Here is a 21,568-nt window from a genome sequence, read left to right on the forward strand (position 1 = left end):
TGGGGCTGGGGCGCTCCCAAAGGCGTACGTCATGTCGAACATAGAGAGACATCTCCTGAATGTGGCAGATGCTAGTCCCGGAGATCCCCCACTAAGTTCGGGATGACGGGATCTTTATCGATGTTTGCCCCAATGGGGCTGAGGCGCTCCCAAAGGCGTACGTCATGTCGAACGTAGAGAGGCATCTCCTGAATGTGGCAGATGTTAGTCCCGGAGATCCCTCACTACGTTCGGGATGACAGGGTCTTTATCGATGTTTGCCCCAATGGGGCTGAGGCGCTCCCAAAGGCGTACGTCATGTCGAACGTAGTGAGACATCTCCTGAATATGGCAGATGCTAGTCCCGGAGATCCCCCACTATGTTCGGGATGACGGGATCTTTATCGATGTTTGCCCCTAAGGGGCTAGGACACTCTGGATGACGTGCTATGTTAGGGTAATTACAGTTCCATTTCATATTTAATTTAGGTTTTTATTATGTCTACAAACCCCACTATTGTTGAAAAAAAATTATTACATTACACCGGCAAAGCCATTTCTGATTTTAATATGATTCAGCGTGGTGATCGGGTGATGGTGTGTCTATCTGGCGGTAAAGATTCTTTTAGTTTGCTTACCCTATTGCATACCCTACGTCGCCGCTCAAATAATAAATTTGATATTTTTGCTTTTACCCTTGATCAGGCGCAACCCGGTTGGGATGATAGTAAATTACGTGCCTGGCTCGATGAGAAAGCTATTCCTCATGAGATCTTAACTCGAGATACCTATTCCATCGTTAAAGAGAAAATTCCAGAAGGCAAAACGTATTGCTCGCTCTGTTCGCGTCTAAGACGAGGTATTATCTATCGCTACGCAGAAGAAAATGGCTTCACAAAAATTGCCCTGGGGCACCATCGCGATGATTTAATACGCACCTTAATGATGTCTATTTTGTATAACGGGGATATCCGTTCGATGCCGCCTAAGCTATTAAGCGACAATAAGAAACACATCGTTATACGTCCCTTATGTTATGTTCAGGAACGAGACATTATTAAATTTGCTGAAGAACAGGCTTATCCGATCATTCCCTGTACTCTATGTGGTTCCCAGGAGAACCTTGCGCGCAAACGGATTGGTAAATTAATCGATCAACTTGCCGAAGAAAATCCTAAGGTTCCGTCCAATATTCTACATGCTTTGCAAAGCATCAAGCCGAGCCAATTGATGGACCAGGATCTATGGCAGTTTAAAAATCTTGAAAGCCAACTGCTCAATCCAATGCTGGATAATGGAGAATCTGTCATTGGTGAGGAAGAGCTGGAAGTTATTGAAGACTAGCTTTGAGATCCCGCGGTCAAGCCGTGGGATTTCGGAACGATTAGGACTGTAGATTATTCTCATCACCTTCACATAGCCCCTCACCCTGAGCGCCCCAGCCCCTTTTGGGCAAACATCGATAAAGACCCCGTCATCCCGAACATAGTGAGGGATCTCCGGGACTAGCATCTGCCACATTCAGGAGATGTCTCTCTGCGTTCGACATGACGTACGTCTTTGGGAGCACAACGAAGAATCTCCCAGGTGCTCTTCCTTATATATCATCGAATCCCCTTAACTGCCTTATCCCCTCAGGAGCGAAGGGAAAAAGCGGGGGTTCTCCCTTCCACGGGACGGATGAGAGCTCCTAAAACTGCCTCACCTTGAAGTTAGGCTTGCCCAAACACATGGGTCTCGCAATCAATCCAGTTTTATACAATAATATTTACACTCTGAATAATTGCTTTACACCTTGGCCCGTATGGATTTACATAAAAGTTAAGAAATATTTCTTTCTTGTAAAGATTCACAAAGTATTTAACCTGGGTTACTATTGCTTCACCTCTAGCCGTTGCAAAAAAAAAATCATCATGACTGAAGCATTAAATTCTGGTTTTCGTAGGCTCCGTGTTTATCAATCACGCCATTTAAAGTTTGATTTCGTCGCAGGTATCGTAGTCTTTCTGGTGGCAATTCCCCTCTGTCTTGGGATTGCGCTAGCCTCTGGCGCCCCCCTATTCTCAGGTATCCTAAGCGGAATCATCGGTGGTGTAATCGTTGGCTCCCTAAGCGGCTCGCAGGTGAGTGTAAGCGGGCCGGCTGCTGGGATGGCTGCTGTAGTTCTCGCTGCAATTGCACAGCTTGGCGACTTTAATACCTTTCTTCTGGCTCTGGTGCTTGCTGGCTGTTTGCAAGTTATCATTGGAAGCCTTCGAGCTGGCTTCATTGCAGAATATATTCCGTCCAATGTCGTCCAAGGCCTGCTCTGCGCGATTGGAATTCTGTTAATTATCAAGCAACTTCCTCTTGCCTTTACCCTCTCTACTGATCTTAAAGAATTGAAAGTTCATCTCTTAGAATCAACAGAGAGTCTTGCCTTTAACCCCCTTTATCACATGCATGAACATATTAATCGTGGCGCTTCGATTATTTCGTTGATCTCCTTTGCTATTTTAATTTTCTCCGAGAAAACAAAGATAAAATGGCTGAAGGGAATTCCGGCACCTATTATTGTTGTTATTGCTGGTATTGTTATTAATGAAATCTTCCTGATGACAGAATCCTCTTTTGCTCAGGCTTATCCTCATTTAGTTAATATCCCTGAACACAATGGCTTTTCAGATTTACTTGGGCAATTGCAATATCCCAGTTGGTCCGCCTGGTCTAATCCTAAAGTTTATCTTTATGCCTTTATTATTGCGATTGTGGCTTCATTAGAGAGCTTGTTAAATGTCAAAGCCGGTGAAAAACTTGACAGTAAACATCGCTATTGCTCTAAAGATCAGGAATTAATTGCTCAGGGTGTTGGTAACCTAGCGGCTGGTTTAATCGGTGGAATACCAGTGACTTCAGTTATCGTAAGAACCTCCGTTAATATCCAAGCTGGCTCAAAATCTAAATTTTCTACTATCTTACACGGCATATTTCTTTTTCTAGCTGTATTGCTAATTGAGCAATGGCTTAACAAAATACCGCTGTCTTCCTTAGCAGCCATCTTGATTTTTACGGGTTATAAACTGACAAAACCGTCTATTTACCGCGCTATCTATGAGCAAGGTATGGATAGATTTATTCCCTTCGTTGCTACAGTAGTTAGTATTGTTATCTTTAATCTGTTGATAGGGATTCTCATCGGATTAGCGATTAGCCTGTTTTTTATTTTGAAATCCAACTCAACTGCACGTTTTGATATCATTAAAGAGATTTATCCAACTGGCGAGGCTAGTCGCCTGGTCTTACCCCAGCAGATCACCTTTTTAAACAAAGCCTCACTCATTGCGGAGCTAAGTTCTATCCCGAGAAATTCTCAGTTGATTATTGATGCGCGCTATTCAAACTATATCGATAAGGAAATCTGTGAATTAATTAAGGAATTTCAGCAAGAACAAGCGCCATTAAAACAAATTTCCCTAAATCTTATTGGTTTTAAAGAGCATTATGATATTCATAATTATATTGATTTCATTAATGTAACTACCTTTGACGTGCAGGCCAACCTATCACCCCAGCAGGTGTTGAGTATCCTGTTAGAAGGAAATCAACGTTTTCTCAATGATACACGTATTCATCGCACCACAAAGATTGACATCAAATATACAGCTGAAACCCAACATCCCATAGCGGTTGTCTTGGGTTGTATCGATTCTCGAGTACCTGTTGAAACCGTCTTTGATATGAGTTTTGGCGATCTCTTTTGTGTGCGTGTAGCAGGTAATGTCGTCAATGAAGACATCCTGGCCAGTATTGAATATGCCTGCCACGTTGCTGGTGCGAAATTGATTGTTGTTCTTGGTCATACCCGCTGCGGAGCAATACAGGCAAGCTGTGATCATGTTGAAAAGGGCCATATAACCCAGTTGCTAGCTAAGATTAAACCGGCAATCGCAGCAGAAACTGAAATAACCAGCGATCGAAGTTCGAAGAATACCGAGTTTGTAACGCGGGTAACAGAACTTAATATCGCCAATACCTTGCAACAAATTTATCACGACTCTGAGATTCTAAAATTGATGATTGATCAGGAAAATATTGGGCTGGTCGGCGCACTCTATGATGTAAGAACAGGGCAAGTTTCCTTTAAAGACTATACCCCTGCGCTAAAAAGCCTAGAGCATGAAACTGATAATCATCTTAGAGAGAAAATACAGAAGGTCTTGGGTGCGGCTAATCTGGGAACGGTAATTGGTTAGAAATTCTTCACTCTGAGCCCAAACATTACCCGTCACCCTGAACGTAGCGAAGGATCTCCTGAATGTGGCACTGTGCTAGTCCCGGAGATCCTTCGCTACGCTCAGGGTGACGGGGGTGCTATTACTGTTAGGGTGTTAACCCTTCCTGATAACAGGCAACCAACTCTTCAGGAACTGTAATATTACGCTCCTCACAAAACTCAAGAAATCCTTGCATGATCTCTATATCATTAACCGAACCAGCCTCCGTTAGGCGCTCGACGATTAAACGCGACAACAGGCTGTTCTCGCCAAAAAGTTCATCTTGTATTTTTAAGCGGACTAGATTGAGTGCGCTTTCTTTGATTATCTGCCGCTCTACAGGCTGAAGCGCTTCATTTTCGAGCAAATAAGCATTGATATCCTCAATAAATTGCAGTTCTTCATTACGTGTGCTGACTCTGCAAAAGAGCTTCAGTTTTAGGGTGAAAAAACCGAAACATCCGCCGCTATGATTCTCTATATAAGCTTGCTCATACTCTTCTCTGAGATCCGTTAATCGTAAATTAAAACTTTTTTCTCGTTCCGGGAAAAAAACATTTAAACCATCTTCAATCTGTTTTTGTAAAAGAATTATCTCTGGCAGACATTGGGTTTGCTTGGCTGAATCTTTAGTTTCCAAATAGGCAAGACTTTGTTCTACGATTTGCTGCGCAGCCACTAAAGCAAATAGAAGCACTCTTTTCTTTGCTTCAGGAGAATTAATTTTCTTATTAGGATCCAAGAGGTATTTAATATCTCGTATTAAAAAATCAAGCTTATCCTGATACCCTCCGAACCATCTTGGTTTTACAAGAGGTAAAGCGTAAACGGAGAATTTCGCTTTTTGATCCTTAAAATAACTAACATCATAGGGAGTTAAACCCCAGTCATTCATCCCTTGATCCAAGCGCTGGATATCGCGATTGATTTCTTCATGAATAATCTTAATTTCTTCAAATTTCCAAGCCATCTAAATCTCCGGGATGCATTAAAAATGCGCAAGTGTATCATAAGCATCCATGACTTAGAAATTTAACGGCTCTTATCCATAACTCACGTATTTACATAAAACTGCGCAAATTAGCAGACATCTCCTCAATCCACACTCTAACCTTCGGTTGCATAAACCGTGTGGGATGGTAAAAAAGATAGACAGGAATAGTTGGCATTGCATAATTGACAAGAATTTCCACAAGACTCCCCTGCTCTAGCGCTTGTGCAACCTGATAGTGATGCAGCGCCACTATGCCAAGCCCTCGACATGCACTATCACATAAGGCAGCTGCATCATTTAGATAAAGGATTGGCTCAAGATAAACCGTTTCACCAGAAGGAAAGATCCAACTATTGTTGGGTTGGCGCATGCTGTGAGTTAAATAATGATGTGCTTGCAAATCGCTAGGTTTTTCAGGATGACCATACTGTTCCAGATAATCAGGCGAAGCACAAAAGACATAACGCGTCGTCGTTATTTTCTTTTGCACAGAATTGGAAGCGACCTGGGTAGACATACCAAAAACAATATCCAATTCCTCTTCCAGCATATGGGGAACCTGCTCTGCAATTTGCAAATCCAAGGTTAATTCTGGATATTTGCGCTTGAATTCCGGCATTCTTGCCAAGATTATTTGCTCCGCAAAGAAGCGCGAACTTTTTACACGTAAGAGCCCTTTGGGTTCAGCCTGAGAAATCGCAACCGTATTATTCGCTTCATCCAAGGCGTGTAATACTTTTTGCACTTCAAAATAGTAAGTCTCACCCACTGAGGTTAGGAATACTTTCCGCGTTGTGCGCTCCAATAAACTAACACCCAGTTGTGCCTCAAGAAGGCTAACCTGTTTACTGACCGCAGCAGCGGAAATACCTAGCTGCCTGGCCGCCACAGAAAAACTTCGCGCCTGGACTACTTTGCAAAAGGTTTGGATAAGAGCGATGGTATTCATTTAGCTATCCTAACAGGATTAGGGCATTGCCGCTTAGACCGAACAAGACCGTAGCCTGGATGCAGCGAAGCGAAATCCGGGAAGTCGTACCACTGCTCCCGGATTTCGCTTCGCTGCATCCAGGCTACATTCAATTCAAGCAATGGTGTTTTGACGGAGAAGTATATACCCAAGTTCATTTCCAAAGAACTTGAGTATATAATCGGCAGCCAAATATTTGAATATCACCAGGAGCAGGTATGCGTGCATCTCAATGGCTTCTAGCCACTCTCAAAGAAACACCTAATGATGCTGAGATTGTTTCTCATCAACTCATGTTAAGAGCAGGCATGATTCGTAAACTCGGCTCAGGCCTTTATACCTGGTTGCCTCTTGGCCTAAAAGTCTTAAGAAAGGTTGAACAAATTGTTCGCGAAGAAATGAATCGCGCCCAAGCAATGGAAGTACTCATGCCTGCTGTGCAACCAGCGGAGCTATGGCAGGAAACTGGGCGCTGGGAAACCTTTGGCGGCCAATTGCTCAAGATGTTTGATTCTAATGAGCGTGAATACTGTTTTGGCCCTACACATGAAGAAGTGATCACCGATTTAATGCGCAATGAATTACAGTCTTATAAGCAATTGCCAATTAATCTTTATCAGATTCAAACCAAATTCCGTGATGAAATCAGACCCCGCTTTGGCGTCATGCGTGCACGCGAATTCATTATGAAAGATTCCTATTCCTTTCATTTGAACCAAGAAAGCCTGCAAGAGACCTATGATGCGATGTATCAGGCTTATTGCCGTATTTTTGACCGTTTAGGGCTGCGCTATCGTGCAGTGGAAGCGGATACCGGTGCAATTGGCGGCTCCGCCTCTCACGAATTTCAGGTTTTAGCAGACTCTGGCGAAGACCTAATTTTTTATAGTGACGGTTCTAGTTATGCAGCAAATATTGAGCAAGCAACCTATCTTCTCCCTACCAAAGCGACTACCACAACAACAGAACAGCTTGCGGAAGTTAATACACCAGAGCAAAAAACAATTGCCGAAGTTGCTGCCTTCTTGAAAACTGAGCCGCATCAGATGGTTAAAACACTTATTGTCCAAGGAAAGGAGCATCCGCTGGTTGCCTTGGTGCTGCGTGGTGATGATGAACTTAATGAAGTAAAGGCGTCTAAGCATCCTCTGTTAAAAACACCTTTAAGCTTTGCCGATGAGCAAACAATTTTGCAAACTCTGAAAGCACCTATTGGCTCACTAGGCCCAGTTAATCTTTCTATACCCGTGATTGCAGATCACAGGGCCTTAACCCTGTCTTCATTTATCTGTGGCGCAAACCAGGCTGATAAACATTATATGAATGCTGCCTGGGGTCGCGATGCCCAATACCAAGAGGCCTATGATCTACGCAATGTAAAAGATGGCGATCCAAGCCCTGATGGCAAGGGACAGCTGCTCTCCTGCCGTGGCATTGAGGTTGGCCATGTATTTCAACTCGGCGATAAATACGCAAAGGCCATGAATGCAGCAGTCATTGATGAACAAGGGCAATTACAAACTATGCTTATGGGCTGTTATGGTTTGGGGATTAGCCGTGTTGTAGCTGCAGCGATTGAACAACATCACGACGAGCATGGTATTGTTTGGCCACTTAATATCGCGCCTTTCCAAATTGTGATTGTTCCTATTAATGGTCACCGCTCAGAGCTCGTCAAAGAGCAGGCAGAAAAACTCTACCAGCAACTTTGCCAAAAGGGCTATGAGGTCTTACTCGATGATCGTAATGAGCGCCCAGGAGTCTTGTTTGCTGATAGCGATCTCATTGGTATCCCCCATCGCTTTGTAGTGAGTGAGCGCAATCTAGAGCAGCAGGTCATTGAATATAAAGCGCGTGATAAGGCTGAGGTAATGAAGATTGCCTTAAGCGAACTCGACTCGTTTGTAGCTAATTTAAAATGAGTTAGATGCCGCGGGGATTCGGAGTAGCCCCGCCATCCAGGGACTAGACGCAACTCGAATTCCCGTGGCTTGACCGCGGGATCTATCTATTCTGTACTTCACTCAATAGCAAGTATCAAAAATTAAAGGCGTTGTTAAGGTTTGGTTAATAATTCGGCATTATACTGGCTGTATATTTTTCTCTTAGATCAACATTGGTGCCCAATGAGCGTATTAATCCAAGCACTAACAACTCTTAAATCAGAGCTTGAGCAGATTGCCCAACAACCACTAGGGCGTAAAACTGACGGTCTCGACGACAAAAACGCTGCAAAACAGCTTTTTGCAAATCCTTCAATATTGCCAGGAATACCCGATCTCAGAGATACAAAATATACTCATCCCAACAGCTCCTCCTATTCGGATAATGTAGTTCAGGCAATTTGGAATATTGCTGATATTGCTTCCTGGGCAACAAACAAGATTATGGCTCTTGCAATAATAAAAGATAAACGTGAACTGGAGCTCAATTTCGACTATCTAGATGAAGAAAGCTGGGTGCCCAAGATTATTGACGATACAACCTATCAGGCTGGTAAAGCATTAATAAAATTTCTAAATACCCTAACTACTGATGAGAACGCTCTTGATGTCCTTCCTACCCAGGATATTAAAAACAAGGTCACCGCCAAATTGCAGTCTATGAGAGTGGTATTAGAAACACGGATTGACCTCTACGAACTTCATCTGCCCAAAGCTTTTCATGAGACTGTAGATGCTCTAAAGGTAAAAAAAGAACGTAGAACGATTTGGCATGAGCGTAGAGACCCGTTATCAGATCAAATGAGAGAGGCAGAAACCATCTATATGGAAAATTGGCCTACTTTAAATCAACATCGTGGCACTGATAGTACGGCCCTGGTCGCAGCCAACCAAAGAGTAATGCAAGCTCGTGAAATACTTTTACAGCAGTTTGCAGAATTTAACCGTTTCAAAGACGACTGGCATAGAGAGAATGAAAGTTTAGGCTTACCCACAGAAGTTAGGGCTTCTGATTTAGCCTTAGCCCTTGGATACGACAAACCAGCTTCTGATATAAAACACTGGTGGATACGGCTCTACAACGGTGGTATACGCGTTCATGATGAGAGAATAGCCTCTGCCTTAAATAGCGACTATGAAAGTGCAATCCAAATCGAAAAAGCTGTAGAGCAGCTTATCGGGAAACTGGATGGGCAATCTAAAATGTTAGAGAGTAGTATCGCAGAATGCGCACTCTTAAAAACTTATGAGGACGATATCGAATTAGGCCTCAGACCAATTGTTCAACCAGTACAACCTGATTTTCTACGCACCGAAAGCGATGGACAACTCAGTTTTGTCTTTGTAAGCTCTACCAAAGAAAATGAACTTGAGCGTAATCAGGAAAATGTGCAATTGTACCAGTTACTCATTGAGAACTTGGCACAATATCGACAAAGTCTGATTAGTTATGAAAGAACGGTTACAGCGGCAAATGAAAACTTAGCCCTTAACCACCCTCCTCTAGAGGCAGACGCTAAAACCAGGCTTTGCCAATTATCAACGGAAGTACTCGTGAAAAAACAGGAACTATTAACCACTACAAGTCAAAAAAACCAATTACAAATTGAAGCTGTAAGCGGCCTAATTGCCAAAGCCCAAGCTGAGCAAAACGCAGTTACTTACGCTCAGGAAATACAAAGCTTCATCAATTCGCTCGACCCAGCTGAAAAATCGCCTGAATTTATTAATACTGATGGCAGCGAGCCTCTATTAGTTTTCAAAGCATCGCAGAATGACAATAAACAAGCTGCCTTGACAGAAGACAGTCAAGCCTATGACAACCTGCTTCTAGGATTGCAGAGCTATAAGCGAAGTCTCGCCAACTATCAGAGTTATTTACAGCAACAGCAAGTTCAGATGCAAAATGCATTTGCAATACCCTCTGACACTCCCCAAGCCTATGTTGATTCCTATCAACAAGCCTTTGATAAGGCTAAGGCAACCATTCAGCAAAAAATGGATCTGACCCTTGCAAGCTATGAAGCGATTGCAAAACTACAGCTGGCAACTATTCAACAAAAAAGCGAGATTGATTTTGAACTTGCAAAAATGTCTGATGAAGGTCGAAGAAAGGTATTAGAAAACGCTGGCATAAGAATACGAGACGCGTTTGATTCTCTGCAGAGAAGCCAAAGGCAAGAAGTTGCTGCTTCCGCAAAACATAACGCTTTCCTGATCAATCAGTATGATCCCGCAATACGGGAAATTCATTCTCAGTTTGATAAGCCACTCGAAAAACTTCAAAGCCAGATTGGCCAAACAAAACAATACCTAGAGAACGATAGCCAAGGTCTGAGAAAGCTAGAACTATCTGCAACTGCGCGCACAGAATATTTACAAGCAGCCTCTGCGAGGTTAACTGTATTCAAGAAAATACTTGAAGAAAGTACAGGACTTTATGTTCCCGCGCAGCAAGTGCCTAAAGCAGAGTTATTGTCCCTTCTGGAATGCTTACCAGACTCTAAGGAAGCGCGTTTGCTTGATGAGATGTATGCAACCGAGCAATCAGGTTCTAGCTGGTATGGTCTAAATTTTGCAAATTTAAAAAACAAATTTAATCATCATACAACCCTTTTCGGCGCCAGTGATTTTGACTGGGATATGCACGATTTAGTGAGAGTGCTTAAGGATCGGCTCAAGCAAATTGACGATGAGTTAAAAATTGAAATTGACTCTCAAACTGAGCCGCAAAAAGCGCCAGCTGGTTTCGCTGAAAACAGTCTCTATACTCTTTGGCGTTTTTACCAAAAAACTCAAAGACGAATTGAGAATAACGAAGAACGCTTAGAGCAGCTGCAACAAGAACATAGTACTCTGTCCATAAATGCAACCCGGAGTTTGGCAGTCTGGCAAGGCAAAAAAGAAGAACAAGATCGGGAACTTACCATAGTTCAATTGCATCGCCAATTAACTCAATTTAATCATGCACTAGCCATGCTCGCGGCGGATAGTTATCGCTTGGAATATCAGCTGGACAACATTGCCGAGGAAGCCGGACGATTTAGTCGGCTTGTTGTTGAGTTGACGACCCAAGATAATCTGCAGCAGGTTCAAGCACTTTATGAGTCTAACCTAAGCACCTATAGCGATATCGATACAAGACTCGATGCTAAGGCAAGTTTTAGAGATTATTCACCCCACGAACTAGCACCTAGAGTCAAAGACGCCTTATCTAGTCTGGCGAGGACTAGGGCAGAGCTAGAACATCTTGCCAATTCAATTAGCGATTGCCCTGAAATTTTAAGGGAAAGCTTAGCCTTATTAAGTGGCGAACTTGACGGTCTAGAAACTAGAAGGAAAGCAACTGCGAAAACAGTTGCGCACCTTGAACAAGACCTTCCAGAACTAAAGGCCGCCTTTGATGACCTGGGACAACTAGCACAAATTGACAATGAATTGTCCTTGCTACTTGAGCAAAGCCAAGATCCAGACCTTGATGAGCCAACAAAATTGCAATTGACAGAGGAAATTGAGACAGCTCTGGCTAAGCATCAAGACTACTTAGACGAGCTTAGAACTGTGCGCTTCAATAGTATCGAAGAAAGAATTGTCCATGTTGATTCTCTAATCAATAATCAAGATGGTCTCATGCACTTTATTGCCCGCAATAAATTGGCGCAAATCGAGACTAGATATGCTGAGCTAGCCCTGAAAACAACTGAACTAGCAGCGAAGTTTATGCATGACTTTGAGCAATCCTACTATGATGAAGCTCTCGATGTGGCTAATGAAATCGTTGAGGAGCTTGATAAACACGATGCCTTTCTAAGGCAATGTAAGGAAATACCCTTTCAGGATGTTCAGGAAAGTTTCCGTACTGTTGATAGTTTCGAGGATGTTCTTAGAGAATTCATTATTGACCCCTTTATGTATATCAACGAACCAGAAATTCCTGAACCTGAACCCTTAGAACCTTTTGAAGATCAAATAGACGCATTAATAACGGATTTTTTTGGCAGCCCTATACAACAAAGAGAAACAAGCATTGCAGGGTTTTTTGGTGCCTATTTACACGAACGTGCAGAAACCTATGCCTGGCGTGACTGGTTTAGCACGCTTGCTGCTACAGTTTTAGGCGTCTTTGGTTATCAAACAGAATCTGCAAAAAGACAGGAATTTGTGGAAAATCTGAACAATGCAATAAGCATTTACGAAAGAGCTGGTTGCGAAGCCAATTATCAGATAGTTACGGCTCTAATAACTACAGGTAAGGAGACTTTCTCGCCAAGGGCTAAAGAAGGTGATGAGCACGATAAATCCTTGTTCGCCAAATTGAGCCTATTGGAAAGAAGAATCGAAAGAGTAGAGCGTGATCGTATCGTGGATGATGAGCGAGTACGAAGCGAACTTGCTGTTGCGGTTTAATAGGCCAGCCCCGTCACCCTAACGCAGCTCGTCATCCTAAGCGCCCCAGCCCATTTGGGGCAAACATCGATAAAGACCTCGTTATCCCGAACGTAGTGAGGGATCTCCGGGACTAGCATCTGCCACACTCAGGAGATGTCTCTCTACGTTCGACATGACGTACGTCTTTGGGAACGTAGCGAAGGATCTCCGGGACTAGCACTCTGCCACATTCAGGAGATCCTTCGCTGCGCTCAGGATGACGGAAGAGGAGGCCTAAACCTCTAAAACACTCTCCAACAATTGCTTGGTATAGCCATGTTGGGGAGCGCGCAAAATCTGTTCACACGTCCCTGATTCAAGCAAATGCCCGTCTTTCATCACTAAGACCTCATCAGCCATATAGGAAACTACTGCCATATTGTGTGTGATAAACAGGTATGACAAACCAGATTCTTGCTGTAACTCCTTCAATAAATTAAGAATCTGTGCTTGGACTGACACATCAAGAGCGCTGGTCGGCTCATCACAAATCAACAATTCAGGCTCAGTAGCCAAGGCTCTTGCAATGCAAATTCTTTGCCGTTGCCCCCCAGAAAATTGATGCGGATAACGATGCAAGCTGTTGCGCGGTAAATTGACCTGCTCCAAAAGCTGCTGCTGTTTTTGCCTGATTAATTTGCCGCTAAACCCCTGAACATGCATCCCCTCAGCCAGAATTTCACCAATTGTCATGCGAGGATTCATTGAAGAAAAGGGATCTTGAAAGATAATCTGCACCCGTTTGCGGTAAGCTCTTAACGCTCGCCCCTTTAGCCTTCGCACATCTTGGTCGCGATAAAAAATGTCTCCCGCAGTGATAGGTATCAGCCCTAATAAGGCACGGCAGGCTGTTGTTTTTCCGCAACCGGACTCCCCGACAACAGCCAAGGTTTGTCCTTTAGCCAGGGTAAATGAGAGGTTATCGACAGCCCTAATCTCTTCCCCTTTGGCTCGAAATAAGTGCTGTTTCGCTGAAAAATATACGGAAAGATTTTTTACATCTAATAAAGTTTCTTTTGCTGGCTCAGTTTTCTCCCTAATTATTACCTTATTTAGCAAGGCTGGTGGATACTCATGCTCAGGATATAAATGACAGCGCACCTGACGATGCTGGATCATTTGTAAAGCCGGTTCCTGATGATCACAAAGTGAAAAGGCATGGGCACAGCGGGGATGAAAGCGGCAACCCATTGGCAATGCATCCAAGGTAGGTACAGCGCCAGGTATGGCTTGCAAAGGTTGATAGCGTTTCTTAAAGTCAGGTAACGAAGCCAATAACTGCTGTGAATAAGGATGCAAGACCTGAGTAAAAAACTCACCCACAGAAGCCTGTTCGACAATCTGACCTGCATACATCACACACACCCGATCAGCCACTGCCTTCACTACACCCAGATCATGGGTGATCAGCAACATGCTCATTTGATATTGCTGCTGTAATTTTTTAAGCAGTGCTAAAATCTGCGCTTGGATGGTAACATCCAACGCCGTGGTCGGCTCATCAGCAATTAATATTTCTGGATTGGAGGCTAAAGCCATCGCAATCACAACCCTCTGCTTTTGCCCGCCAGATAATTGATGAGGATATTGCTGCAACCGTAATTCGGGCTTTGGCATTTCCACTTCACGAAGTAATTCAAGTAAACAAGCTTGAGTTTCTTGGCTTGTGCGCTTCGCCTTAGGCAAGGTTTCTACCAACTGCTCGGCAATCGTTAAAACAGGATTTAAAGCAGTCATAGGCTCCTGAAAAATCATGGCTAAGCGCCTTCCGCGCAGAGTTCTCATGATATATTCAGGGAGATTCAATAAATCCTTGCCTGCTAGCTTAATTTCACTTTTAGCACCATAGGCAGCCTTAAAGGGCAAAAGTCGCATCAGAGCAAGCGAGGTCAATGATTTACCACAACCAGACTCTCCCAGCAAAGCCAGAGTTTCACCAGCATTTAGCACGAAATTTAACTGATCGACTGCTTTAATTAATTGGTCTTTATTTTGGAAAGCAACGCTGAGTTCTTTAATTTCGGCAAGTAGAGTCATGAAAGCAATTGTTAAATAAGGAGTTATCACTGTAACAAGAGATAGATCGGGGAGCAACCAGATGCTGACACAGGACTCACTCCCCGCTATAATCCACGCCCATGGGTGTATATCTGGATCTTGATTCACACCATAAGTCCAGCGGAATAAACTAATTAGAAGAATAAAATATGTTTAAAAAGATAGCCTTAGTTGCAATGATGCTCCTGACAAGCCTGGCACAAGCCGCAGCCCTTTATCAAATTGATCTTATAGTCTTTGGCTATCAACAGTCCCCTATTTCGCCAGAATTATCTCTAAGCTCTACCCTGGCATCCCACTCAGCAAATAGTATTCCCCTGCAAACAGAAATCAGTAAAAACCAGACCCCCTACCACCTTCTCCCCTCTTCATCCTCGCAGTTACAAGAGGAATATTGGGCACTACATCGCAAACCCCAGTACCGGGTCTTAATACATTACACCTGGTTACAACCCTTTAATAACCAGAGCGCGATTGCGATCCCTAAGGTTCAACGTGATGGTTGGGAAATAGAGGGCACCGTCCGCGTTCAACGTAGCAATTACTATTCCCTAGATTCAGAATTGTTAATTTCCACACCCAGCTCCAACTCAGCCCCCTTTGTCTTGGTACAACAGCAACGCTTAAAGGGTGGTGATATTTATTATTTGGATCATCCACAGGCAGGGATGTTGATTAAAGTGCATCAGGTTGGTTAGGTAATTACCTGGCGTACCCTACCATGCTGGGCAGTCACTCCCCTTCCGTCATTCTGAGCGCCCCAGACCCTTTGGGGGGCAAACATCGATAAAGACCTCGTCATCCCGAACATAGTGAGGGATCTCCGGGATTAGCACAGTGCCACATTCAGGAGATGTCTCTCTACGTTCGACATGACGTACGTCTTTGGGAGCGATAGGAACCATTTATTTTTGATTTTATAAATTTTTTATCATAAATTGATTACTCGCATCTCAGATATAAGAAGTAGTTATGGATATCCTCTTTGGTAATTTTTCTGTTCTTCTAACAATTGCCCTAATAATTTTCATTTTAATTAACTCTGTAGTCATCGTTGGTGGAACCAAGATCGCTATTCTAGAGCGCCGTTGGTTTGGTAAACGTATTCCTGAAGGACGAGTTGTCGCGCTAAGCGATGAAGTAGGTATTCAGGCAAGAACGCTTGGTCCAGGCTTACATTTGCTAGTGCCCTTCTTATACCGTGTAACAAAATCCGAACTGACGATCATTAACCAAAATGAGATTGGTATAGTTGACTCTATTGATGGAGTGCCTGTTAAGTCTGGGCGAATATTCGCAAGAGCGTTTAAAGAGCATAACTTATTTCAAGACGGTGAATCCTTCTTAAAAGCAGGCGGCGAAAAGGGGCCTCAGCTCGAAATCTTACCGCCAGGTTCTTACCGCATAAATCCCTATCTATTCCAAATTACCATTTCTCCAGTTGTGAGTATTGGCAACAATCAAATTGGTGTAGTCGTCGCAACCGATGGTAACCCTATTGCCAGTGGACGCTTATTGGGAAAACATATCGACAAGCATAACAATTTCCAGGACAGTAATATCTTTTTAGAAAGCGGTGGCCAGAAAGGACCGCAAATCGATATTTTACTTCCCGGTACCTATCGTATTAATACTAAGCTTTTTGAAATTACCGTTATGAATGCGACAGTGATCCCTGTCAAAGAAGTTGGGTTGGTCACTGCTAAGGACGGAGATGCCCTACCCTCTAGCGAATATATTGCTAAATCCGTAAGTGGGCATCAGGATTTCCAAGATGGCGCAACCTTCCTCGCTAATGGCGGACAGCGAGGACCACAGCTAGATTTTTTAAAACCGGGTACCTACTATATCAACCCACTTATGTTTGATGTTTCACTTGATAAGGTCTTAACCGTTGAGCGCGGTGAAGTCGCTGTTATTGTCTCAACGATTGGTAAAGACCCTTCCGAGGATACAGACTTGCAACCCAGCAATGAGAAATCGTTAAAGGATGGTATAGAGCGTTATGTTGTTAGTACCGGTTATCGAGGGATACAGCGCGAGGTGCTTGGGCCAGGAACCTATTATTTAAATAAATTGGCGTTTACACCCCATATCATTCCAACAACCAACATTACTATTGACTGGGCAATGCCAAAGTGGTCAGCCAACAAATATACGCCAGCAGGCAGCGTACCCACTACTGTAGAAGCGCCGGATGCATCAGAGGCAATTAAATCACGCACCTTTAATCCCTTGAATATTGTATCGAAGGACGGTTTTGAGATGTCCGTCGAGGTGAAAGTTATCCTGCGTGTTCTTCCTGAACAAGCACCACACATGGTGGCAAGAATTGGTACGATTAGTAACTTAGTCGAAGACGTGATTCATCCGCTGATTGACAGCTCCTTCCGTAACCAAGCCTCCTCCTCCGAAGCGATGCAGTTTATGCAAGACCGCTATGAGGAGCAACGTAAGGCAGAGGTACATTCAGCAGAGGAATTACATAAATATCATGTTGAATGCGTCAGTGTATTAATTTGCCAAATTAAATTACCGGATCGCTTGATGCAAACCCTAACCGACAAGGTAGTTGCCAGCCAGCAAAAAGCGATGTACGACGCCCAGCAAGAAGCAGAAGGCCGCCGAGCTGAGATGGAAAAAACCAAAGCCCAAGCTGATTTACAGCCTAGTGTGGTGAAAGCAGAGTTTGATGTAAAAATTGCCTCACAGCAAAAACAACAGAATATTATTCTGGCAGAAGCAAAAAGCCAGTCGACCCGATTAGAACAAGAAGGTATTGCAGCGGGGATCAGTTCTGTAGGTAATGCGGAGGCGGGAAAAATCAGCGCAATTGGCCGAGCCACTGCAGAAGCCTATAAACAACAGGCAGACGCTCTGGGACAGCAACCCATGTCTATTATTGAAATCATGAAACAGGTTGCCGGCGGACAGGTGAAAATCACACCCGATATCCTTATACAAACAAGCGGTGATGGCAAAGATGGTGCGAATACTTCCAACCATATGCTGACCTTGTTTCTTGCTGAGTTAATGAAGAATAAGGAGCTTTTTAAGAATAACTAAGAGCCCATCTACTCTGGGTAATGAACTACATTCGTAAGGTTGCCCCTCGTCACGTCATCCTGAGCGCTCCAGCCCCTTTGGGGCAAACATCGATAAAGACCTCGTCATCCCAGGGATCTCTGGGATTAGCACAGCGCTACACTTAGGAGATGTCTCTCTACGTTCGACATGACGTACGTCTTTGGGAGTGCAGCGAAGGATTTCTTGAATATAGCACAGTGCCAATCCTGGAGATCCTTCGCTGCGCTCAGGATGACGGGCTATGTTAGAGTGACGAGGTGACCTATTACCTACTTTCTAAGATCCCTCACAGCCTTGGCTGCACAATCGAACTAATAAGCCCCGCCATCGCCTTCAAACAAAGATCTTTTGCGCTACCCGGCCGCCAATAAAGAGCGATCGAGCGCGATGGGGCTGGCTTAGCAAAGGGGATCACCAATAAATTGCTGCTCTCAGCCTCTTGTAGAGCCAGAGCAGGTAAAAGTGTAACTCCGACACCTGCTTGCACCATCCATCTTAAAGTTTCAAGGCTCGTTGCTGTGAAATCGGCGCGAACCTCTGCCTTTGCCAATTGGCATACAGCCATTGCCTGCTCTCGTAAACAATGGCCTTCCTCCAAAAGCATCACTGGTTGATTAGCCAATTCATCAACCTTTAATTCTTTTTTATTCCTCATCAGGGAGTCATTGGCAGCAGCAAAATAAAAAGGCTCTTCAAAAAGAATTAGATGCTTAAAATCACCATCAACTGGCGTCGCCATTAAAGCCGCGTCCAATTGACCTGCGGCCAGTTTTTCGCTTAGCCGCTGCGTTTTATCCTCATAAAGCCAGACTCGGATTTTTGGAAAAGCACTTTGTATCTCTGTCATTATCAAAGGAAGCAGATAGGGGGCTAAGGTAGGGATTAGGCCTAGCCTTAACTCCCCTGCATAGGGATCTGAGGATGCCCTGGCAAACTCTTTCATCTCAGCGACCTGAGTTAAAATTTGCTGGGCTCGACCCACCAAAGCCTTTCCGGCGTCAGTTAACATCACCTGTTTATTATTCCGCTCGAAAAGAGGCAAACCAAGCTCTTCCTCAAGCTTTTTAATCTGCATAGAGAGTGTAGGTTGGCTTACATGACAGCGCTTGGCTGCTTCACCAAAGTGCATTAGTTCCGCAAGAATAACAAAATAGTGCAAATCGCGTAGATTCATTTTTTTCCCTATAAAACTTTGCATCAGCCCGCACAATCTCGTATAGTCGCGCTTTTTGCCAGAAACTAGATCAATGATAGCAGCAATTAGTATTCCTGAATTAAATGCCAGAAGGCGAACTGGTATTTGGCTTATCGGCGTATCCTTTGTATTGTTCCAATTTTTCTTACAATTGTCATCTGGGGTAATTATCGGCTCAATCATGAATGAGATGGGGCTGACAGCCTTTCAGGCAGGGATTATTAGTAGCGCTTTTTATTATGTTTATACCAGCATGCAAATTCCCGTAGGTATGCTTTTCGATAGAAAAAGCACTCGCTCTTTGCTTGCAATTAGTGCCCTAGTCTGTAGTTTTGGATGTGTTTATTTTGCACAAAGCCATAGCCTTAACCACTTATTTATCGGACGACTAATAATTGGCGCCGGCTCAGCCTTTGCCTTTGTTGGTCTATCACATTTGTTAAGACAGCATTTTCCCTTAAAACAATTTGGCTTTTTGATTGGCCTTTCAGAAACTCTGGGCTTTCTTGTCGCGATGTTTGGCCTGATATCAATGGGTTCTTTACTCAATGAGATAAGTTGGCGAACCTTCCATAATGGTGCTGCTCTATTAGGCCTTATTATTAGCTTTTTTTGCTGGCTCTATATTCCTGAAAACAGCCCGTCTTCCCAATCAACAACAAGGCAGGGCAAGCAAGTTTTAAGCATTTTAACCAACACCAAGGCTTGGATTAACGGCTTATTTGCCGGTTTAAGCTTTAGCGTGATTACGGTATTCGGCGCAATGTGGGCAGTCCCCTTTATCCAGGCAAAACTGGGTTGTAGCTTGCAAGAAGCGAGCTGGGTTGATGCAATGATTTTCCTCGGTACAGCCCTTAGCTGCCCGCTATTCGGTAAATTAGCTATCTTTTTCAAGCGCCGCAGACCAATGCTTCTGACCTCCTGCCTATCAACAGCCTTCTTGCTGTTGGCTCTACTGTATTTACCTATTCATCGTTCGGACTTATTAGGCCTCATAATGTTTGCTATTGGTCTTTGTTGTGGCGCCTATATGCTCGCCTATAGCATAGCTAATGAATTATCGCCCCCCGATTCCTTGTCAACCTGCGCGGGATTTACCAATACCTTAGCCATGCTAACAGCACCGCTGATACAGCCCTTGATTGGGTATTTATTAGATCTCTTCAGTGATTCCAAGCAGGTCTACAGTCTAAGTAATTACCAAGATGCTCTGGTAATTATTCCTATCGCCTTGTTTATTGCCAGCGGACTTGTGTTCTTTTTACCGGAGAAGCAATGCTAATTTTTTCATTATAACTAAGGTCAGCCTCCGCTCTACTATTGAATTCCCGCAGCTTGACCGTAGGATCCGCTGGTTATAAGCTCTTCACTCTGAGCCCGATCCCTCGGTCAAGCCGCGGGAATTCGGGATAGGGGTGATCTATTACAGATAAACCGCAATTACAGGAGGATCTTTGTTATGAAAGGGAGTTATGTTTTTAAAGCCTTTTTGGCTTTTTTTGTTATTTTGCCATCATTCATTACGTCTTCGGCTCAGGCAGCAGATGCTCCAACAGTGAATCAATTAGTAGCCACAGTGGCTAATTCCTTCCTTAGCGATAAGCAGATTCCCGGAGCAGCTATTGCTATTTATTACAAGGGTCAGGACTATTATTTTAATTTTGGTGTTGCAAATAAGAGCTCTAATACTCCAGTGACTCAAGAGACTATTTTCGAATTGGCTTCCATCACTAAAATCTTTGTTACTACCTTGTTGGCTGTTGAAGTACAGGAAGGAAAACTACGTTTAACTGATCCCATCGTCAAATATCTTCCCCGATTAGCCAATACTACTGGCCTGCCGATTGATCAGGTCCAGGTGGTAAATCTGGCAACCCACACCGCAAGCTTTCCTCGGCAATTGGAGCAATTTGGGGTGAAATCAGGCAACATAATCGGGTTCTTTAATAAACTACAAACCTGGCAACCACAGACTCCTATAGGGACACATTATCTCTACTCTAATGTTAGTTTTGGTTTATTAGGCAATGTCTTAGTACATGCTAGCGCTAAGCCCCTTGCCGTTTTACTGAGTGAAAATATTAGCCAACCACTAGCGATGACTAATACTTATTTTACCTTGCCTGCCAATAAGCAAGCATTACAGGCACAGGGTTACCGTCCAAACGGTAATCCTGCCCCGCATTATGTACCTGCTAATTTTCTTGGTGGTGGCGCCTTACGTTCTTCCTCAGCAGACATGCTTAGATTTTTAAAGGCTAATTTAGGCGTTAAAGAGGAGAATGCTTCGCCACAACTTTTGTCTGCTATGCAGTTTGCTCAACAACCTCAGTTTGAGGTCAAACCCCAGTTTGTTCTTGGCTTAGGCTGGCAACGCATCAAACACGGGCAACAATTATTGATTACCAAGAATGGCGCTAATATGGGCTTTAGCACCTTTATTGGATTTTCGCCAGCTAAGCAACTTGGGGTTGTTGTTTTAACCAATAAATCCAAGGGCAAAGCAACTATGCTGGGGAATCAATTGCTAAAAGGTTTGTTGCGGTTGTAAAACGAATTTTGTCATTCCCGCGAAGGCGGGAAACCATCTCTACATTGGCACTGTGCTTAACTAGAAATAGTTTCCCGCCTTCGCGAGAATGACAATCGGAAAACCTTGAT

The 21,568-nt window shown here is 43.7% G+C and carries 12 protein-coding genes; 8 read left to right on the forward strand and 4 right to left on the reverse strand.

From position 1 onward, the window contains the following. Nucleotides 1-477 precede the first annotated feature (477 nt). Nucleotides 478-1,323: a tRNA 2-thiocytidine(32) synthetase TtcA gene (gene ttcA, locus BN1094_RS08355; protein ID WP_043873985.1), complete on the forward strand. Its 846-nt coding sequence runs from the start codon at nt 478-480 to the stop codon at nt 1,321-1,323. Nucleotides 1,324-1,892: 569 nt separating this feature from the next. Continuing rightward, nucleotides 1,893-4,211, forward strand: coding sequence for a bifunctional SulP family inorganic anion transporter/carbonic anhydrase (locus BN1094_RS08360; protein ID WP_043874564.1), 2,319 nt, complete (start codon nt 1,893-1,895; stop codon nt 4,209-4,211). 127 nt (nt 4,212-4,338) lie between these two features. On the opposite strand, the gene BN1094_RS08365 is transcribed toward BN1094_RS08360, so the two are convergent. Then, a complete protein-coding gene (locus tag BN1094_RS08365; RefSeq protein WP_043873986.1) occupies nt 4,339-5,202 on the reverse strand; it encodes a hypothetical protein in 864 nt (287 codons plus the stop codon). Between the two features lie 91 nt (nt 5,203-5,293). Continuing rightward, complete coding sequence (locus BN1094_RS08370; RefSeq protein ID WP_043873987.1) at nt 5,294-6,175, reverse strand: LysR family transcriptional regulator; 882 nt, start codon at nt 6,173-6,175, stop codon at nt 5,294-5,296. Between the two features lie 239 nt (nt 6,176-6,414). On the opposite strand from BN1094_RS08370, the gene BN1094_RS08375 reads away from it, so the two are divergent. Next, nucleotides 6,415-8,118, forward strand: a complete 1,704-nt coding sequence (locus tag BN1094_RS08375; RefSeq protein ID WP_043873988.1) for a proline--tRNA ligase — start codon at nt 6,415-6,417, stop codon at nt 8,116-8,118. A gap of 204 nt (nt 8,119-8,322) precedes the next feature. Continuing rightward, nucleotides 8,323-12,546, forward strand: coding sequence for a hypothetical protein (locus BN1094_RS08380; RefSeq protein ID WP_043873989.1), 4,224 nt, complete (start codon nt 8,323-8,325; stop codon nt 12,544-12,546). 255 nt (nt 12,547-12,801) lie between these two features. Here the strand turns inward: BN1094_RS08380 and BN1094_RS08385 are convergent, their stop codons facing one another. After that, complete coding sequence (locus BN1094_RS08385; RefSeq protein ID WP_043874565.1) at nt 12,802-14,604, reverse strand: ABC transporter ATP-binding protein; 1,803 nt, start codon at nt 14,602-14,604, stop codon at nt 12,802-12,804. A 170-nt stretch (nt 14,605-14,774) separates the two neighbouring features. On the opposite strand from BN1094_RS08385, the gene BN1094_RS08390 reads away from it, so the two are divergent. Both BN1094_RS08390 and BN1094_RS08395 read left to right on the forward strand, forming a co-directional pair. Then, nucleotides 14,775-15,323 carry a CsiV family protein gene (locus tag BN1094_RS08390; RefSeq protein WP_043873990.1) on the forward strand — a complete coding sequence of 183 codons (549 nt, stop codon included), beginning with the start codon at nt 14,775-14,777 and terminating at the stop codon, nt 15,321-15,323. A gap of 274 nt (nt 15,324-15,597) precedes the next feature. Further along, nucleotides 15,598-17,691, forward strand: a complete 2,094-nt coding sequence (locus BN1094_RS08395) for an SPFH domain-containing protein (RefSeq protein WP_052403207.1) — start codon at nt 15,598-15,600, stop codon at nt 17,689-17,691. Nucleotides 17,692-17,998: 307 nt separating this feature from the next. On the opposite strand, the gene BN1094_RS08400 is transcribed toward BN1094_RS08395, so the two are convergent. Further along, entirely contained in the window at nt 17,999-18,886 is an 888-nt protein-coding gene (locus tag BN1094_RS08400) for a LysR substrate-binding domain-containing protein (protein ID WP_043874567.1), read from the reverse strand. Nucleotides 18,887-18,959: 73 nt separating this feature from the next. Between BN1094_RS08400 and BN1094_RS08405 the strand changes: the two genes are divergently transcribed. After that, nucleotides 18,960-20,189, forward strand: a complete 1,230-nt coding sequence (locus tag BN1094_RS08405; RefSeq protein WP_081935098.1) for an MFS transporter — start codon at nt 18,960-18,962, stop codon at nt 20,187-20,189. Between the two features lie 177 nt (nt 20,190-20,366). Further along, nucleotides 20,367-21,458 carry a serine hydrolase gene (locus tag BN1094_RS08410; RefSeq protein WP_052403208.1) on the forward strand — a complete coding sequence of 364 codons (1,092 nt, stop codon included), beginning with the start codon at nt 20,367-20,369 and terminating at the stop codon, nt 21,456-21,458. Nucleotides 21,459-21,568 lie beyond the last annotated feature (110 nt).

The sequence above is a fragment of the Legionella massiliensis genome, from assembly GCF_000756815.1.
Lineage (GTDB): Bacteria > Pseudomonadota > Gammaproteobacteria > Legionellales > Legionellaceae > Tatlockia > Tatlockia massiliensis.

What these genes read in the sequence shown, in the direction of transcription:
- ttcA (WP_043873985.1), top strand. Translation starts at nt 478, where the DNA reads ATGTCTACAAACCCCACTATTGTTGAAAAAAAATTATTACATTACACC.
- BN1094_RS08405 (WP_081935098.1), top strand. Translation starts at nt 18,960, where the DNA reads ATGATAGCAGCAATTAGTATTCCTGAATTAAATGCCAGAAGGCGAACT.
- BN1094_RS08360 (WP_043874564.1), top strand. Translation starts at nt 1,893, where the DNA reads ATGACTGAAGCATTAAATTCTGGTTTTCGTAGGCTCCGTGTTTATCAA.
- BN1094_RS08395 (WP_052403207.1), top strand. Translation starts at nt 15,598, where the DNA reads ATGGATATCCTCTTTGGTAATTTTTCTGTTCTTCTAACAATTGCCCTA.
- BN1094_RS08375 (WP_043873988.1), top strand. Translation starts at nt 6,415, where the DNA reads ATGCGTGCATCTCAATGGCTTCTAGCCACTCTCAAAGAAACACCTAAT.
- BN1094_RS08385 (WP_043874565.1), bottom strand. Translation starts at nt 14,604, where the DNA reads ATGACTCTACTTGCCGAAATTAAAGAACTCAGCGTTGCTTTCCAAAAT.
- BN1094_RS08390 (WP_043873990.1), top strand. Translation starts at nt 14,775, where the DNA reads ATGTTTAAAAAGATAGCCTTAGTTGCAATGATGCTCCTGACAAGCCTG.
- BN1094_RS08400 (WP_043874567.1), bottom strand. Translation starts at nt 18,886, where the DNA reads ATGAATCTACGCGATTTGCACTATTTTGTTATTCTTGCGGAACTAATG.
- BN1094_RS08380 (WP_043873989.1), top strand. Translation starts at nt 8,323, where the DNA reads ATGAGCGTATTAATCCAAGCACTAACAACTCTTAAATCAGAGCTTGAG.
- BN1094_RS08365 (WP_043873986.1), bottom strand. Translation starts at nt 5,202, where the DNA reads ATGGCTTGGAAATTTGAAGAAATTAAGATTATTCATGAAGAAATCAAT.
- BN1094_RS08370 (WP_043873987.1), bottom strand. Translation starts at nt 6,175, where the DNA reads ATGAATACCATCGCTCTTATCCAAACCTTTTGCAAAGTAGTCCAGGCG.
- BN1094_RS08410 (WP_052403208.1), top strand. Translation starts at nt 20,367, where the DNA reads ATGAAAGGGAGTTATGTTTTTAAAGCCTTTTTGGCTTTTTTTGTTATT.